9 protein-coding genes are annotated in these 19,052 nt (G+C 35.1%); all 9 read right to left on the bottom strand.

Annotated features, from left to right (window positions below):
- Window positions 1-70: 70 nt before the first annotated feature.
- Genes ACTJIW_RS13590 through ACTJIW_RS13550 form a run of 9 tightly spaced genes read right to left on the bottom strand, consistent with a single transcriptional unit; the run spans window position 71 to window position 19,044 of the window.
- Window positions 71-4,210: an eCIS core domain-containing protein gene (locus ACTJIW_RS13590; RefSeq protein WP_440716751.1), complete on the bottom strand. Its 4,140-nt coding sequence runs from the start codon at window positions 4,208-4,210 to the stop codon at window positions 71-73.
- A 37-nt stretch (window positions 4,211-4,247) separates the two neighbouring features.
- On the bottom strand, window positions 4,248-5,465 hold the full coding sequence (locus tag ACTJIW_RS13585; RefSeq protein ID WP_440716750.1) for an eCIS core domain-containing protein: 1,218 nt from the start codon (window positions 5,463-5,465) through the stop codon (window positions 4,248-4,250).
- A gap of 41 nt (window positions 5,466-5,506) precedes the next feature.
- Window positions 5,507-6,367: a DUF6734 family protein gene (locus ACTJIW_RS13580; protein ID WP_440716749.1), complete on the bottom strand. Its 861-nt coding sequence runs from the start codon at window positions 6,365-6,367 to the stop codon at window positions 5,507-5,509.
- Between the two features lie 20 nt (window positions 6,368-6,387).
- Window positions 6,388-7,215, bottom strand: coding sequence for a DUF6734 family protein (locus ACTJIW_RS13575; RefSeq protein WP_121361383.1), 828 nt, complete (start codon window positions 7,213-7,215; stop codon window positions 6,388-6,390).
- Window positions 7,212-7,790 carry a hypothetical protein gene (locus ACTJIW_RS13570; protein ID WP_440716748.1) on the bottom strand — a complete coding sequence of 193 codons (579 nt, stop codon included), beginning with the start codon at window positions 7,788-7,790 and terminating at the stop codon, window positions 7,212-7,214. The genes ACTJIW_RS13575 and ACTJIW_RS13570 overlap by 4 nt, the downstream gene beginning before the upstream one ends.
- Window positions 7,791-7,801: 11 nt before the next feature.
- Window positions 7,802-9,550: a contractile injection system tape measure protein gene (locus tag ACTJIW_RS13565; RefSeq protein ID WP_440716747.1), complete on the bottom strand. Its 1,749-nt coding sequence runs from the start codon at window positions 9,548-9,550 to the stop codon at window positions 7,802-7,804.
- Window positions 9,543-12,968, bottom strand: a complete 3,426-nt coding sequence (locus ACTJIW_RS13560; protein ID WP_440716746.1) for a hypothetical protein — start codon at window positions 12,966-12,968, stop codon at window positions 9,543-9,545. Before ACTJIW_RS13560 ends, ACTJIW_RS13565 begins: the two co-directional genes overlap by 8 nt.
- A gap of 11 nt (window positions 12,969-12,979) precedes the next feature.
- The gene (locus ACTJIW_RS13555; RefSeq protein WP_440716745.1) at window positions 12,980-15,682 is read right to left on the bottom strand and encodes a hypothetical protein; all 2,703 of its coding nucleotides are present in this window, start codon (window positions 15,680-15,682) and stop codon (window positions 12,980-12,982) included.
- The gene (locus ACTJIW_RS13550; RefSeq protein WP_440716744.1) at window positions 15,670-19,044 is read right to left on the bottom strand and encodes a baseplate J/gp47 family protein; all 3,375 of its coding nucleotides are present in this window, start codon (window positions 19,042-19,044) and stop codon (window positions 15,670-15,672) included. The genes ACTJIW_RS13555 and ACTJIW_RS13550 overlap by 13 nt, the downstream gene beginning before the upstream one ends.
- Window positions 19,045-19,052 lie beyond the last annotated feature (8 nt).

Raw genomic sequence — 19,052 nt, 5'->3', positions numbered from 1 at the left:
TGCAGTCTCTACAACTTTTATCAGTTTTATTCTTTCATCAATAATAAAAAGTGGTAAATCATTAACACTTTTATGATGGTGTATTTAATCTTAAAAATTCATTAATCTTAGCAACAAGTGCAGCCCTTGCCTGAGTTTCTCTTCTCATCATCATTCTTCTAAATGAACTATCAACAGGAATATTCAATTCAGCGTGACGGGTCCATTGTGCATAAGATTTTGAACCTTTTGATGAATTTGCTCTGGGGCTCAATGCGACAAAGTTTTCCATTAAGTTTAAAACAGCAATTTTTTGTTCAGTGGTCAGAAAGTTAAAATCAGACATTTGTACAATTGCTGTAAATGGTATAATATGATCCGCATGCGCAGTACCATCAACAGTTAATGATGAAAAAGCAGGGTCTGGTGCATTAGATGGTAATATGGATTGAGCCCAAGATTGTATTTCTGGAGAAGGTGTTTGTCTTCTCAAATATTCAACATCTTCATTTATAACGATTATTTCCCCAGTACTTATTTTTGTGACAAAAGTGCTAAACACAGTGCTGAATTTAGCACTTTGTCTACGGAATCTATATGAAACTAAACCTTTTCCTTCTGGTTCCACTATTTCAGCTACAAAAGACCCTGTTATATAAGGTGCTTTAATATGTTGTCCAACACTCACAGGTGAGCTGCCTCCCGGAACGAGTTTTTCCCAAGTTGCTTGTTCAATACCTTGATTTACAGTGGAGGTATTATAAACAATTGTTGAAGCAGGGTGATTTAAAACCTTCATTGTCAATTGTTGTGTAGCTGAATTTATTGCAGTAACTAAATAATATGTGTCATTTGATTTATCCAACAACAAATCTTGAATATTTATTTCAACTCCTGATTTAGAAATGTGTATAACAGACCTCTGAACATAGGTGAAATCCCAATTTTCTCCACCATCGGTAACAGATGAAATATTAATAACATTAGTATGATCGGCATTGACTTTATTTTTAATTGCCTCTGCTTCTTCCTGAGTAATTTGTCCTCCATCTTTTTCTTTTTCAGATTCACTATTAATTTCAGCTAAAGCTCCCGCAATTGCACCAGAAGGTGCTGTTTCAGGCTGGCTTCTTCCCATCACTCTGTCTAACAATGCCATTCCAGTATCAACTGCTTTATTCACTAACCAAGTCAGTGCCTCATCAACCATTTGACGAACAGCAATAAGCATTTCGCCAATTCTTGCCCCAATACCAGTTAAACCAACCTGATTTGCCAAGAAACCTATCACAACAGGCATGGCTTGTCCCATGGTTCTTTCCAGATAATCTGCGGCTGTGGCGACATTGCCTCTGGCTAAATCGGCTACACCATTGACAAACGAGTTGACAACTTCGAGCATTTCACGCAGGTATTTGATAAAACTTTGTATCGCATTAAAGAATGCCATAGCACCGTTTATCACGGCCATGATTCCTGTTGGGTCTAACATGCTTAAAAGTCTGGCCGTAATTCTATTCACGATACGTTCCATGACAAAGTTTTTCACGGCATCGAGAACGGTATTCCATAAATTACTAAGCTGTTCTTGTATTTTGTCCCAAATGGCGGCCATACCCCGTTCCTGAACATCTTTAATGAATGTCCAGATACCTTCAAGTGTATTAATCATACTGCGGATTCTGGCTACTCTTGCCGGACCAATGCGCGGATGTGCGGCTAGTTTTTCCCAGATTTTTTCCATCGAGATATTCAGCACTTCCATAATCCAGGTAATAACACCTTTTAAAGAGAAATCAGTCAGTACCGGAATATTGGCATCTTTCAACTCGCTCATTAACCAGCCGGTTACACCATTTATTAAATGCGTAACAATATTGTCAAAGAACTGTACAAATCCTTGTTTAAGCGCTCGCAGTATATTTTTTAAGAAACCTATTGGGTCTTTCTTAATATCATCAATCGCTTCTAAGGCTCTGGTAATGATATTTCCGATTAGATCGAATGGGAAATTCATGATTTCGAGAATGGCCATAATTACGATTCGAACAATTTCTGCCACAAAAGCAATTAGTCGGCCTATAGGTTCTCCAAATTTCTCAATGATTCTCATGAATGCATCTATCGGATGAACGAGATCATCAATAGTCATCGAATCCCAAATATCAGTAAAGAGCTGTATAATAGATTGAGGCGTCATGTTGAGTGTCGCTACTGCGGCTTCAATTTCGCCTGTAATTCTGGCTATTGCGCCAGATTCAACCATTTGTGCATATTGTTCTTCACCGCCATCCATGAGGCTCATAAAGCCTTTTATCATATTGGGTACAGTGCGGGGTACGACTTCTTGTGTAAAAGGATCTTTTCCGATGATTACTTTAACAAGCGAATAACCTCTTACCGTTTTGGCCTGATCAGAAAGCCATCCTAATAGTGATTCCTTAACAAGTTCTAAAACTTTTAATGCTACGCCCGAAGCAAAATCCCAAACTCTTTGTAAAAATCCTCCAGCCTGAACAGCAAGTGCCGAAAGGTTATCGCTGATATTGGCAAGATTCGAAGGCTGAATAGCATTCCAGGCTGTAGTTATAAGTCCGCGGAGTTCACCTAATAGTGAATTGAAAGTTCCAACTTGCGTATCAAGCCAGTCTGCCGTTTTTTGCAGTGTGCCTTTTTCGCGCATTTGCTCAAGCTCGGTCTGCTTGTCTATCAGTAATAAGAAATCTTCTAATATTTCTACAGTTGTGGCAGTAACTTCTTTATCGCGCAGCGGATCATATTTGATTATTTTTTTGAGAAGTGAATAGGCTTTGTTTTCGGCCAATAATGGTTCTGCAACTTCAATCAATGCTTCTTTTATCCAGGTTATGATTTGATCGACAAGCGAAGATGCGAAAGTAGTTACGCGATTTACCAAGTCATTAAATTTGGTTCTAACAACATCTATAAAAGTTGAAATTGAAGATTCGTCCCAAGCATCCTTAACCAGTTGGAGTAATGCATCCATACTTAGCCCCAGTTCGCTCAAACGGCTGTTGACCCAGTCAAAAACACGATCAATAATACCATATTCCTGTAATTTATCAAATATGGCAGTTCCAAAAGGAATCAATCCCATAAATCCTTCAATAAGATTGACGGCATTTCTTTCGACATTTACATCATTCAAAGGATCATAACCCGCTACAACTGTAAGCAGTGTATAACCGGGAACATGTCTGACGTTGTCTTTTATGAAATCAGGAATCGCAAAGGACAATAATGATCCCTGAATCATTTCGGGAGCAGGGGAGACTGGTTCCGGTTTTTTTCTAATTGCCGCTCCCTGCTGTACAGTATGTGTTAATTCGTGGGCGAGTAAATGCTTGCCGTCTTTTGAATTGGGATTGTATTTTCCTTCGTTAAAATAAATATTGTTTCCGGTTGCAAAAGCCTGCGCACCTAATTGTTTGTTCATTTGAACAGCATTAGAATCATTGTGAATACGGACATTGCTGAAATCAGCTCCGATGCCTGATTCCATTTCGGTTTTTACTTTTCCGGACAGAGGAGAGCCTCCGCCTTTACTGCTGTTTAATTTGGATTCTAAATTAGAATTGTCGCTAGGACTGGCATCCCCGGAAGGGCTTTTTTGCAGTTGTTTTTCATCGTCTTTGGCTTGTTTTTCTTCTTCTTTTTTCTGTTGTAGATTTTCTTCTTCTCCTTTATTTTGAATTAAAGGTTTGGGTGAAAGTATGTTTTTTGAGGCAGTTTCTGTTTTTTTGACTTCTGTCTTATTCTGAATTGTTTCCTCTTTTTTCAGGATTTTATCTTCGAGCTTATGCTGAATTAACGTTTTTGAGGCAGAAAAAACCGGATTGGTTTCTCGTTTTTCTGTTGTTCTGGAATCGAGTTTGTTTTGTATTAAATCCTCTTTTAACTGTACAACAGGTGTTATGGTTTGGGCTGCGGTTTTTTGCTGTACGTCTTTATTTTGCTCTTCTTGTTTTTGAACATCACGCGCCAATTTCTTTTGCATTACGGGCGACGGCGAAAAGAAAGATTCAGCTTTTGAAGTTTGTTTATTGGCAACTACCTGGTCAGCAACTCTATCAGCTTCAATTTCAAATTTATCGTTAGATTTTCCTATATTCAATTTTGCCTGAATGCCAAAAAAAGATTCCTTCCCCTTGTCATGATGTGACGAGGAGTGCGAAGGATTCGTATTTGTTTTTTTGGTTAAAACTGGCATATTTGATTATTATATTTTACAGAAAATCATTTCGTTATCAGGTTGCATCAATGTCAACTCTTCCTGCTAAACTGCAATGTGTTGGATCGCCATTATATCCGCTTAAGACAATTTCTACATAATAAGTGCCATCAGTTAAATTAGAAACCGAAGTACTTCCTCCGGATAATGAAATTGAGGCACTATGCTCTTTGCTGTCTATCAAAAATCTTTTTCTATATATATTTACTTCTATTGTACTGGCAATATCCCTGCATCTTGGCGGACCATCCCAAGCTAAATTTGATGTTACTGTAACTGTTCCGCCATTACTCACGGTAAAATTATTAGACTCTCTTACCTGAGTTGTCCATCGGCTTATGTTCCAGGGCAGCGTAGATAATTGAAGCATGTCCTTTTTTTGAACATTATTTTGGGCTTTACTTCCTGTTTGCTGTATTGTATGTGTAAGTTCATGCGCAAGCAAATGTTTACCTTCTTTAGAGTCGGGGTTGTATTTTCCTTTGTTGAAATAAACATCGCTGCCGTGTGTAAAAGCCTGTGCACCCAGCTGTTCGCTCATTTGTACAGCTTTGCTGTCTGTGTGGATGTTTACATCGCTGAAATCGGCACCAAAACCAGATTCCATTTCCTGCTTTGTGTTTTTGTCCATAGCATTGCCGCCGCCTTTTGAACTGTTGAGAGTATTTTCGACTCCTTCATTTACTGAGTTCGATTCCTTAAACTTTGCCTGAACTGGTTTTTCGTCTTTTTTTTCTTCTTTCTTCTGAGCCTTCTTGTCTTCGTTTTCGCAATCGGTACATTTTTTCTGCACTTTCTTGTCTTCTTCTTTTTCTCCCTTTTTCTGTACTTTTTTATCTTCTTCCTTATCGGATTTCTTTTGAACCTTTTTGTCTTCCTCTTTTTCTCCTTTTTTCTGTACCTTTTTATCTTCTTCCTTATCCGATTTCTTTTGCACTTTTTTATCTTCTTCTTTTTCTTTGCCCTTTTTTTGCAGAGGTTTTTCTTGTGCTAAATCTTGTTTTTGAACCGTTGAAATGGTTTCTGAAATAGGTTTTTGCTGTACAGCGTTTTCACTTTTAGATTGCAGTAAACCTCCCGTATTACGTTTATTGACTACTTTATCGGCAACACTATCAGCTTCTGTTTCGTATTTATCTCCAACAGTGCCTGTAGTCAGTTTTTTTTGAACTTTTGGTCCAAAAAAAGTAGAAGGAGAGTGATTAACTGCTTTTTTTTGTTCAAATTCTCTCATGATTAGTCATTTTTACCATTTTGGATTACTAATTTGTTTCACTAAACAAACTGTGCATTACTCGCCACAATACCTTCTTTCTCTAATGCATTTTTTATTTGCCTGTACCAATACGGAAATATTTTAGAGAGCCGAAGTTCAATCTCGTCAACAACATATTTGTCATATTTTTTCATTCCAAAAAAATGAGAATACCCAATAGTATCTGCATATTTTCCCTGCTCTCTTATATTTTCTCCTTTCAATAGGATTGTAGGATTATTGTTTTTATAATTCAAGAGTGAGGCAAGAGTATATTGTTCTATTAAAATGCAGGTTTCATAACCTTCTTGTTTCAATGTAGAAAAGCTTTGCTGGTTTTCTAAGTAAATCTTCTCCAAATCATAATAGCTTTTTATAAATTCATCGCGGAGCCTGAGATCGTTAAAACCAAATATGCCGCAGTTATAAGAATAGCCTAAATTAGTATTCCAATAAGGTAATTTATTGGTGTATCTGGTAAACAATTCTACCTGTTTCCTGTAATGCATTTCATAAGTATCTTCCCTGCGTTCTACTATTACATCATCAAAACTAAAATCTATTTTTTTCCTGATAAATATGTCCGTGTCTATATGAACAAATGGTTTTGTCTGCAGTTCCATAGCATTAATTTTAGATTTCATCCATAGCTCAATTTTATTGTCATTTTGCACTTTGGTAACAGCACAAGGAAGCATATACAGGAATTTAAAACCTATTTCATCTACATAAAGTTCAATTTCATCATACCACAAATGGCTGTATAAAATACTTAGAGCCGTCATATAGATGGTTTCCTTTAGTTTGTCTCCCATATTCCATCTGTTATTCATTATAGGAAGCACATCAAGACTGTAAATCATCTTGTGTCGTTGTTTCATATATAGCTGTTTATAGTTTTTTAAGCGATGCCTTCTTTTTCTAAAGCACTTTTTACTTCTTTGTACCAATACGGAAACAGTTTAAAAAGCCTGTTTTCTATTTCCTGAACAATGTCTATCCTGTATTTTTTTTGACCTGCAATGTGTGTGTAACCAATTCTGTCTGCAAGCTGGCTGTTTTCGAATAAGTTTTTTTTCCAAAGCAGTAATGTTGGTTTAATATTTTTATGATGTAACAATGCGGCCAGATTATATTGTTCTAAAACAATGCAGGGTTCTATTCTTGTTATTCCCGGATTATTATTTTTAATAAAAATTTCCTCTAAAGCATAGTAGGCTTTTAAAAACTCATCCCGAAGTTCTAAGTCTCTAAAACCTAATACGCCGCAATTAAATGCATATCCCAGATCTGGTTTCCAGTAGTCTAAATCCTGAGTGTATTGATTAAAAAAATCCAGACGATATTGATACATGCCGTACAGTTCGTAATCATTCTGTTCAACAATCACTTTATCAAAATCAAAATTTATTTTTTTCTTTATAAAGGCATCATTGTCAAGGTGAATAAAAGGTTTTGTTTGTTTTTCCATAACATCAATCTTCGATTTCATCCAAATGACAGCATCTTCGTTACTGCTGATTTTAGTCACTCTGCACGGAAGCATATACAGAAACTTATACGCTGTTTCATCAGCATAAAGTTCAATATCCTTATACCATAAGTGGCTGTATAGTATGCTTAGAGCTGTCGAATAAATCGTTTCTTTAAATTTATTGCCTTCGTTCCATCGATTGTTGCTGATAGGAAATGCATCTAAGCTGTAAATTATTCTAGGCTCTTCCTTCATAAAATATTTTTTTTAATTGTATGAATTAAGTTTTTCTCTTCCAGAAAAGTCACATTGTTGTACAAAGAAGCTTTTCGGCTGTGTTTGTACAATCGTCTCCATTGATAATCGACACCCTTAATTTCTGAGGTGTTGAGATGTATTTCGGTATTATGATTTTTTTTACTTTCTTCAAATGAGGTATGCCAGACCATTTTACCCAGCAAAGGCGATTGTATATAGGTTGAATTGGAAAAATCCCTTGGAAAACTGTCTATATTAATTGAATTTTCTCCAACTCTGAAAATATGCACTAACGCTTCACCATTTTTTGTTTTATAGTATTTAGAGAGGTATCTTTTTGTTTCTAATTTGTTGATCATGGGCTGTAAATCCCGTTCGTTTTCAAAAATCAGATCTATATCATTAATGGTAATGTCATAATATTCGCGAAGATTGAGATAGTCAGCAACACCTCCGCAAAAGACTACTTTTGACATGTTTACATTATTGAATAAAAATTCTAACGCCATTTGCTGAAAGCTGCGAATGTTTTTTTTATCGTATTCTAAAAAAGAGGTGTTTTCAATATTCATGTTTTCAATTTTTACCAGTTAACATATATGATTCGTTTTTTCCAAGCCAATTTTATGATGCTCAAATTCCAGCTTAATTTGTCTAATAAAACATCTTGTGTTTTTCGTTCCATAGTTATTACAGGGCTTTCGTCTCCATTGCTGTTCAGTTTTCCGGGACGCTGTAAAAATTCGTTTTGAAGCAATTCTGCCGATGATGTTTTCATTACATCCCAATTACTCAAAACGGCTTCCAGCATTGCTGCAGCTTCTTTTTTCATTTGTTCTGAGAGTACAATGTTTCTTTCAATAGGTTCGGCTGTTGGAATATTGCATAAAAACTTTTCGAAGACCATAGCATTTTCATAATCCTGTTCTTTTCCTGTGGCTGTATAATGCAATAGGTGAGCAGCAGTTTCAGGATTATTGATAGTATTGTCTTTATTGAGCAGTTTACAATTCTCAAAAAGAGATTTCAAAAAGGGATGAATTAATACTAAACCCGCATTGTCAACATATAATTCGCTAATAGCATTGTCTGCTATTTCTTCGTTTCTGCCTTTTTCTTTTTCAAAAGAAGAATCTTTTTTAGCAATTACTTCTTCGTGTTTATTTGGTGTTTTTTCTTTTGAGTGATTTGATAAGGATTCGATATTCTTATTACCGCTGTCAACGGCTGTCTCTTTATCTTTCAATAAAATCAAATCAGGATCGGTTGTTGTTTTTTCATTGTTTTCCTGAATACTTTTTATTTCTGTTTCATTTTCATTTACTGCCGCTCTTTTATTTTTAGTTTCAGTCTCAGGTTTTATTGACGTTTGTTTTTTTAGTGAAGTCTCTATTTCCGTTTCTTTTTCTTTTAAAATGACTTTGTCTAGTTTTTTTTCGATAATCAAAACAGCAGCATCAAGATCAGCCAGTAATTCCAATTCGTTTTGGTTCTCTATCTGATTTTCAATTTCTCTTAGAAAAAGCGCTTTGTATTCTAAAAAGCTGTCTTTTTTATGAAATTCAAATACACTTTGAATTAATCTGGAAAGCTTTTGTTTTACAATTGCATGGTTTGTTTCCAAAAGATTTAAAACAACTATTTCCCACATTAAAAATCTTTGATTCGGAATCAATTGATTTTTTGAAATACTGGTTTCAATCTGTTTTTTTATCGCTTCAATCCTGATTATTTTGGCACTATTCTCGGCATTATTTTTTTTAAGTACAATTCCTTTTTTAATAATGGTTACAATTTGGCTGTCACTAAATTGTTTAATGAACCTTGATCTTGCAATTGGTTTCTGCATTGTATTTGCCCACTTAAAAGAGAAGTTTTTATTATTCAGGATTTCGTTAAATGTTTTATCCTCAATTATTTTAAAATCATTATTTAAAGTTATCCACCAAGGATTTGTACCTGTTTCCAGAAAGTGAAAAAAGCCTTCTATTTCTTTTTCCTGCGGGTTGATGCGTTTGTAACCTTCAATATTTTTTTCTTCTTTTTCGAAAACTTCTTCGACTTGTCTGCTGATTTTTTTAAGAATTTGTTCTTTGAAATCTTTAAAATCTAAATTTTGATTTATGGCAATATCAAGGTTGAGTTTGTCTAATTGTATGCTGTGTGAAGGATTTTTTGAATCCAGCTCGTTAAAGTAATTTTCTAAAATCGAGAATATTTCCTTTTGTAAAAACACATCAATATTGTCCTTGAGATAATATCCTTTTTCTTTAGAATTGGTATTTATCTCAAGGAAAACTTTATTGATAATATGTTTATTAGAACTAAGCACCAGCGGTAAGGTTTTCTATTTGTATGTTTAAGTTTGACAGGATAAAATCAATTTTTGCAAATACTTTTGCCATGCCGGACAAGAACTTTTTCAATGATCCGTCTGTATCTGTGTTGAATTTTATTTCTAGAAAACTTTTAAATAAATTGGTAAATAGAGATGATGTTCGCGTAAGTTGTTCTTCAAATGCTTTAAGCGTTTTTGCATCCTGACATCTCAAAATAGTATAAAACAAGGAAGTATTCAGCGATATAAGTTTTTGTACCGCAGTAATCTGCTCAGCGTTCTGCGCTCTTACAGCAGAGGCAGTAACTGTTGATATAAAATTGAAATATTCCTGTGTAAATAATTCAGGTAATTTATCATTTAAGGTACCGCTGATGTAGCTTTCAAGGTCATTTTGAACTTGTACATATCTGTTTTCGGTTTCAGTAATGAAGCTGTTAGTTTGTCTGCTGAACTTATTTAAAGCAGAAATTTCTTTTAAATTAGAAATGGTTTCAATTGAACTTTTAACAAATTGTCCTGCACTTTCAAGACATGCATTTACTTCAACTGGTTTTTTAATCTCAATTAGCCTTGGACCATCGTTTACGGAGCCGCATTTGCCTTCGGCAGTTAGTAAAACAGAAATGGAAGATTCATTAAATAAAGCAATTGGTCTTGTTATTGGATCTTTTTTATCTGTTTTTATTATTTCCTTATTGATATCCCATGTATAAGCTGCAGCATTTACCGAGTTGTTGATTAAGGTTAGAATTCCTGCAGCATCTATATTGAAAGTAAAACTTGCAGTAGGAAGGTCTAAAAGTGTAATTATAAGATTAGATGGTTTTCCGTCTATAAGAATGGTTACGCTTGCTGCACCAGGAGGCACGTCGGCTGGATTAAACCGAACTATTCCTCCTTTTGTTATTGTAACACCATCGCCGGAAATAACAGCCCCTTTTATATTTGGTTCAAGAGTAAGTACAACCGGTTTTTCGTTTCTGCAAAAAGATATTCTGTTTGTTAATTTACCATCTATAAGTACTTTTGGATCTTCAATTTCAAAACTCACAGGATGAGTAACCTGAAAACCGCAGTTGCCATTATCGGCATTCAGCGTAACATCAAATGTGAATTTCTTTTGTGATTCACCATTATACTTGTAAATGTGTTTTATTTCAGTCTTGTCGTCTGTAACAAGATCGGTTTTGTCTCCAAAATTCCAGGTAAATTTATTACCCGCAAGATTGTCTCCTGTTACGGTAAAAGTAACTTCGGTTTCGCTGATTCCTGAAGGTTTTAAAGGAACTGCGATAAAATCGAATTTTGGTTTTTCGAAAATGGTTATCTTACAGTCAGTATCAAAATTATTAACGGTAAAGGTTATCGTTTGACCAATTAACTCTTTGCTGACTAAATTTGGATCAAAAACAAGTACTCCCAATTCATTTACAGCTATTCCTCCGTTTTGATCTGGTCTAACATTGGCTTTTACAAATCCTCCAGCTGGAGATACTTTAAACGGCAGAGGAGGTGTTTTGCTGTCAAAACAAATTTTATCTACAGGTAAAGTAAGTCCAATATTGTTTTCATCGCAGCATAGATACGGCAGTGAAAAATCGGCAACAATTGGATTTAAAATTGGGATGCCTTCGGCAAATTTTTCAAAGTCTCCCGTTAAAGAAGGTCTTCGGGTGTTATAATAGTAATAATACGGTACTTTTTCTTCCAGATAAATCATAATGAAAGTGCCGCCGGGAACTACGCCTGCTTTATGCTCGTAACCGTGGTTTTTGTTGAGGTAATACTGGGTGAAATTTTGAATGGTTTTATCCAGTTCATTAGCATTTACAGCCAGAATCATTATGTTGAATCCGAGACCGTTATCTAATCTAATCTGCTGAATCGCTTTTAGTGCTTCTTTGTAGTTGCGTCCCTGATGACCTTCAATTCTATAAAAGTCACTGTCAAGATGTATTTCGAGCGGTTTTTTAGTATTTAATAAATCATCGTGGTAACTAACATTGTTTCTTTGTAACCCTAAAATGGTTTTATCAAAATCCCAGGCCTTAATAAGCGAATCGTTTACATTGTTGTAAAACGGAATGGCTTTTTTGCCCAATTTGCCCATTTGCAGAGAAGGTGTAATTTTTATAAAATCATATACTGGATTGTAGTTTTCTAATAATTCAGCAGTTCGCAAAATAAGACTGTACATTCTTTGTCTGGCTGTGTTTTCGCCATAACATATTTGTATTTCATCTTTTACGTCTTTTTCTTCTGAATTTTTATCATCTGCAAGGCAGTCATTGCAGGCAGTAAGATTTTCTCCTGTAAGCAGAGGCGATTTGTAAAAATCATGACGAAATTCAAAACAAGGCTGAGTTTTTATTAATTCGCCCAGCATTAAGTGCTTTGGAAAAGCATTAATATCCGGAGAACAATAACTATCGTTTATGTCGAGTAAAAGTGCTTTGGTTTCATTATAAGTATCAACAAGATCGTTAAGCAGATCATATCGATATTGAAAATCGGGAGGAAGTACAGGGTCTCCTTCAAAGTTAAACAGCTCAGTTATCTTTTTTTGAACAGCATCCAGAACCAGAGGCATATTTAAACCTGTCAGCAGTTTATTGTAACCATCCTGCAAGTTCTTTACAACATTGTTTTTGAAAATCCCTTTGGTAAAATTTTGTTTTATTGCCTCAAGATGAGCAAAATCTTCTTTTTTTAGTACAATTCTGTTTGATTTTATGTCTGGTAATGTATGATACAAATTGACATAATTGGTTTTGCCAATCATGCTGTCATGACTCATTATTTGTGCGGCAACGGCTTTACTGACAATTAAAACTTTATAATTGCCCACAATTTCCAATCCTTGGTTGTCACAAGAAAGACTCACGCAAAGGTCAGATTCTTTTTCATACGACTCCAGATACAAAAGAACTACGGCTTCTTTAAACTCAAATTTTGTATTTGTGTTAAATTCTGCTAAAGCAAAATAAGGGTCTTTTTCTTTTTTTTGCTGTTCTTCTGTCAAGAGTTCAAAAAGAAGCAGTTGTTTGTTTGATCCATCATAAAAAAAGGGTCTATAAGACGCTTTTGTATTATCATAGATTTTGCAGTGCGTATAGGTTTTGGAATCAAAATCGATTTTTTTGTTTCCTAATACATCGGCCTGATATAATTTAAAAAGATCACCATCAGTAGTTATACCAGTTCCCTGTGTTATTGTAATTGTTTTTTGAGACTCATTATAAGCGGGATAAAGTCCGCAAACTATACCAACGCCGCTCAGGTAAATGCGGGACAGGCGGTCCTGGTCGTCAAAAAAATCTACAACCTCATTAAGGTTTCCTTCTGTAAGTACCTGATTTTTTGTAAATCTTCGGTATTGTGTTGTTATTGTTGAAAGTTTTGCTGACATGGCAATAGTTTTTATAGTGATCCTAAATTTGTTTTTCCTAGTATAATTTTATCTGACAATCGCTCGTTTTCATCACTGCAGTCAAATAGTCGTCCTGTTGGGTAAACATTATCCAGACTGGTTAATGCTTTTATAAAGCTGATTAATTGCGGTTCCGGCTGTTCCTGATTCAAATTTGTTTTGGCGAATAAGTAGTCTTTGTAGGTTTTTTCAAATTGAATAAGCTGGTTTTCTGCGGGGTCTTTTACATCTTTTTCCCTGTAGCCAATCCAGCATATTTTTGCCAGAACGTGAGCTGGTAATTCTTCTTTAATTATTTTTTCTATATAATTTCTAAAATCGGTGTTGGCAAATCGCAATGTATATCCCGGAAGTACCACGCTCACGCGATAGGAGTAGGGATCTATTGGTTCGCAATCACCGCACTCATCGGCGCAGACTGGCATGAAGGTATCTGGATTTACGGTTGTCTGGTTTACATCCGGGCGGAGCATCATGTGCTCTACCAAAAACATTCCTTCTTCGGTAAAATCTTCTTTCATGAACTGAATTAAGTCCAGAATTGATTTTTCTAAATCCGCCAGATTAGTATAGTATTCATATCTGCGGGCAATAATGCGGTCTGGATTTTTCTTGTCATTAATTGCCGGATTTATAATGTCATAAGAATATTTTCCGGCATCTGACTGCTGTATTAAAATATTATCGATAATAGATAAATCTTGTACTGTGCCGTTTTTAAAAGCTTCTTTTATTTTGTATTCGCGAGTCTGAATAATCTGTAATACAGCAAAATAAAGCTCTTTATTTGCAGCAGAAGTATCAAAATATTCCGCTGTTGAAGAAAGTACAATTTCATTATGAGTATCCAAAATACGCCATCTATAAACTGATTGATTATCTGAATCAATAAAATTGTACATTTCGACAAACGAATTAGAAAGATTCCTGCGGTTGTAATTTCGAATACCAATGAGTCTTGAAATCCTTTTTTCTGCTCCCGAAACATTATTGGTATTCCATAAATTGGCAGTGGGCTGTTTGTAATAATCAAAAGCATTGCCGCGCTCTTTGCTTACGACTTTATAATCTTTCAAAAAGTTTTCTTTGTCACGCAGTACTACCTGATCTGTAGTATTGCCGTAAATTGTTTTATTGACAAATACGTACTCTGAGAAATTTTCGGCAAAACGGGACAAAAGATGGTCTAAAATTTTATTTCTTCGTTCAATATTATTGTCCTGCTGGTCAAAAAGCAGTTCTGTAATGCTGTCATCGGTGTAATTTTCATATTCGTTTACAATGTCATCAGCTCCTTCAATGTCTTTTACGACTTGCGTAAAAAGGGTTCGGGTTAAATTGCCGCTTACTGAAAGTAATTCGCTTATCTGTCCCAGTTGTTTAAAATAACTTCCTAATATCTGATCAAAAAATAAAAGATATCCTTTTAATTGTTTTGCTTTCGATTTGCGTTCAACAGATGCTCTGGAAGGAAGTCCAACTTCGCCAATACCATAAGTTTCAGGAAAATCATTTTGTATGGTGGTATAAAAATCGGTGTTAAGATATTCGCCATTTGGCACATCTAATTCTTTATCCTGACTGGCGTTGGTTGTAGCTTTGTCTTTTTCGGCTTTTATGGCATCTAAATAAATTTTTACCTGAGCCTGATTGATATTCAAAGGCAATAATCCTTTGTTATAATTGAAAACACTTTTAACACAAATAACGGGTTTTTGGTAAGGAGCAAGGCAGATAAGCCATTTGTTTTCCAAATCATCACCGCCGCAATTTCCCAAAGAAATATCCTTAATTAAAATTACATCCGGCACAGACATTATTATTCTCATAATATCTGAGAGACGCACTTCGTTTCTCAAATCGGCTGTAAGGAGTTCTTTTGTATCAATAAAACCGTTCTCTAAACTTGGACCGTCGAAGATTTCCAAAGTTGAATATCCTTTGTCAATCATTTGTTTTAGAGAATAAAAATTGACGGTTGTTGATAAGTAGCTTTCGAGAGCATTAATCACATTGGCATGAACAAGTTCTTCATCGGCTTCTGTATCAACTTCGATATCGGCACATATTTTTATAGGGTAGTCTACTACTTTTTTAATATCGACAAGATCTTCACAAAGATTTCTGTTTGCATGATACTGCTTTCTTATTTTTTCTTTAACGGCTTCTATTTCTGAAGGTTTTGAGCTTTCAAAATCTACATAAAGATCGTATAAACCGTTGATATCAAAAGATTTTCTTAAGTTTTCCGGCAGATTTTGATAATCCTTAATGTCATAAGAAAGCTGATTTTTTTTGCAGTCTACATACACTGTTTTTTCATGTTTGGCAAGCCAGCAGTTTCGAACGCCTTTTATGTCTATAAATAGTTTTCGGTAATCATTTTGTGTAACAGGACTTGATGACAATACTTCTGAGGCTTTAAAAAACTGTTTTGGAATGCCTTTATCGCTGTCATCAGATGCTAATATATTTTCTATCGGAAGATTGAGTCTCATGCCAAGATCAGAAATGGTGTAGCAAAGCATTTCCAGCATCGTAATTCCTGGATCGTGCTCGTTAAAATCAGTCCAGAATTTACTGCCAAAAGACTCGATATATTCGATTCCTTTTTTTCTTAGATAAAAGAAATCCAAATCGTCCTCTGATGCTGATTTTTTAGGAATGGTGATATGTTGGTCTAGTAGCGGCATTTTTCAGGTTCTTCTTGAGTTATTTTTTTGCAAGTGTCTATTTTGGTACTGATAATATGGTTTTTAACAGAAACTAAAATGTTTTTTGGACTTGATGGTGACAGTGTAGTTTGAAAATCTAAAAGAGCTGCATTGGCATCATTGTTTGCTGTATCGTCTAGTATTTTTGGATGTTCCTTATCTGTTTTTTTATCTATATAGATTGCCATTTCAAGCGTGGATAAGAAATCTACATAATATAAATTTTCAATGTATTCGATAACAATACTGCGCTGCAGTTCGACTCCAAATATGATTTGCTTAGACGTATCAAATGCCCAGGGCGATAAAAATTTTATAAGATCTTCGTTGAGCTGTTTTTTATAAAAATTCTCATCGTACTGCGGATAAAACTTTACATTCAGTTTTATGATCACTTTTTCATAATCGGGGTTAATTACTTTTGCAGATACTTGCATGGAGTTTTTAGAATTAATAAAATTCTCAATGCTGTTCAGCGCAGCGGTGCTTACTCTTGGTTCATAAATATCGAATACATTTTTATCTACAATGTCCGGAATTACAACCAGCGTAACTTTTCCCGGAGATAAAAACGAGGTTTCTGTACCCGAAATAAAAGTATGGTTAAGGCATTTTACTCTAAAAACATTTGGAAATTCCTGTAAAATAAGATGTTCGTAATCCCAAAGTGTTATTGCTCTGTTTTTGTGGCGCAAGCGCTCGCTTACACGCAGATAATAGGAGGGATCTGACTCTAATGGTTTTCCGTCAAACGAATTAAAAGGCTGTTCAACACTTTTAATCTGCGGTACTCTGGTAATTAATTTCGATATTGTTTTGGCAGGTAATGTGCTGTCTAAATGTGCTAAATTATTGTTGTTGTCAAAAAACTGGGCGGTAACAACCTGAGTTTTTACATCGATAACTTTGCACACTGCATCGTATTTTTTGTGCATTTTTGCTTTTACCCAAATGGTATTAGCCGGAAACAGCGTATTGTCATTTGTTGCCTGTTTTGGAATGCCAAATTTTACGATACCTGATTTTAAAAAGTTATCGATGCCATTTGCTAAAATATCCTTATCCAGGTTTTTCCAGTAATTATCGCATAATATGTACCATTCAACTTTTTGTTTTCCTGTAAAAGTGGGCACTTTGGTGTTTTCGCTTCCTTCTAATATTTGAAATAATAGTGAAATTTGCTGTAATGTTTCGGCATCCTGAAGTCCAATATAAAATTCGCCGCCATCACAATAATCCGGAACAAGGCAATTGGTAATTGGTGCAGCTTCTAAAATTTCTTTATTGATGGCTTGCTGTTTCAAATAAGAATGTTCTTCGCGCTGGCCAAAAGGAGCTTCATGAAACAATTTTATTCGGTTAGATTCGTAGGCAGAAACCTTAAAATCAATAGTTTCTTCAGCAGAATAATTCAGGCTTATGCTTTCTGCAACGGGTGTATAAGGTTCATTTGGAATTGGAGTTGACGGATCTTCCGCCACATTTAGTATGGCCAAAGTATAGATCTTCGGAAATAACGAATGTAAAAATGATTGATTTAAGGTCAATCGGATAGGACCGCTTTTGCCAAGCTCATAAGAGCCTTTTACATTTATTTTAGTTTCAAATACCTGATCCTTATCATCATCTACAAACAATTTGACCGCTTTATCTTGTTCGTCCCAAACTTCTTTGTTTAAAACAGATAATGTTGCTTTAAAATAGCCGTCTGTAACAATCGGGTCAGCTGTGTTTAGTGTTTTTGAAGCGTTAGCTGCGATTGCAGGTTCTGATTTTGGAGCGGTTCTTTTGGCAATTCCATCTTCAGGCTGGTTGATATTCATTCTCGCATTACTGGTTACTTGGGTGAATATCGCTGTATTGAAAATGTCTTTGCTGATAGTTTCAAGAAAACTTTTTTTGTAGGCAGCATAATGCTTTTCAAAAGACAGCGGCGTGTTTTTCCACTTTATGTTAATTTCTGCGTCTGTCCATTTTTTAGAAAAAATTTCAGGATAATTTATTATAAACGAACTGTTTTTTTCAGGCTGGGTTGTAAAAGGAAAAAAGGGTTTTGCTGCATTAAGCAGTCCGGTATCACTTTCTAATACTAGAGATTTTACATCTTTAACTTCAACTTTTGCCGTAATGCCGGTTATTGTTTTTGTAACTAAAGCTCTAAAAAGAGTATGTCCTTTTTGATCTTGCGTATTGATTAAAAACCGAATTACAGGCAGTTCTGTCGAGAAAAATTCGCCTAAAACTTTCTGATCGTAGTTCACAATTGCCGGATTGTCTTTTGAGATCTGAAAAACTAATCTTAATTGATTACCGCCAATGTTTGAAGATTGATTTACATTTTTAAAAGCAATCGCTGTGCTGAGTTTAAAATTTCCAATCCATCCTTTTTTTCCACTATACAAAATGCTGATGTTTTCCAAAAGATCAGCTGTGTTGAATGGATGATGAAAACTTAAATCTCCATCAAAAGTTATGGTAATGTCAATACTTCTGTCGCCTTCTTTTAGATTAAATAATTCTGAAGCTATTGCAAAACCTAACTTGGCATCGCTTAATTCCGGGTATTTCTTTTCCTCTGTAGTGTAGCCAAAAGGCAACCAATAGGGAGCATCTTCTTTTAAAGGTTCACCTTTTCCGTCAAGAGAATTGGCAATTTCGCTGTATTTTATTTCGCCTCGATCTACGTCATTATATACACTTTTTAAGTAGGCTATATTGGCTTTGTTGGCAATAAATTCTTCTGTGGTTTTGTATATTAATTTTTTACCGTCGGGATCTTTTCCTGCGTCAAGTTCTGTGTTAGCGGCAATTTTTTCTTCGGCAATTTTTTTTGCCAGTTCAAAAATAATATTGACTTTGTCTGCTTTTGCAGGCAGTTTTTCAATTTGAAGTATGTCTTTGTAGAAAAAATCTAAATGCTTTTTTGTGATGAGATTAAGTTTGTTTTGGGATAATTCCAATAATTTCAAAAAGCACACAAACAAGGTTAGGTGAGGAGTAAGGTCCTGATTAATATTGGCTGTCGATAATGTTTTGGTAATGCTTTCTTTTAAAACAGCATATTCCTTTTCGGTTCTTTTTGGGATGCCATCCGGAAGATTCTCTTTTGAAAACCCAAAATAGCTGAAAAATTCCTGCCAATTGCCTTCTGGCGTTTTATCATTATCGGTCTCGAAAAAGTTGACTTCTTTGGCAAAATTATATGCAAATAACAGCCAGTCTTCAATAGTAAAATCATGAAGTTTTAAGTTGCCCGGCTCTAGTGCGTCACTAAAGCGTTCTTCTTGGTTGACTCCATTTCTTTTAAAAATAACATTGTCTATTTGGCTGTTGGTACTCATTGCTTATA

This window comes from Flavobacterium sp. 22659, assembly GCF_052044235.1.
Taxonomy (GTDB): Bacteria; Bacteroidota; Bacteroidia; order Flavobacteriales; family Flavobacteriaceae; genus Flavobacterium; species Flavobacterium johnsoniae.
Note: the sequence above shows the minus strand (reverse complement) of the source record. Positions and strands in the feature narration are given on the sequence as shown.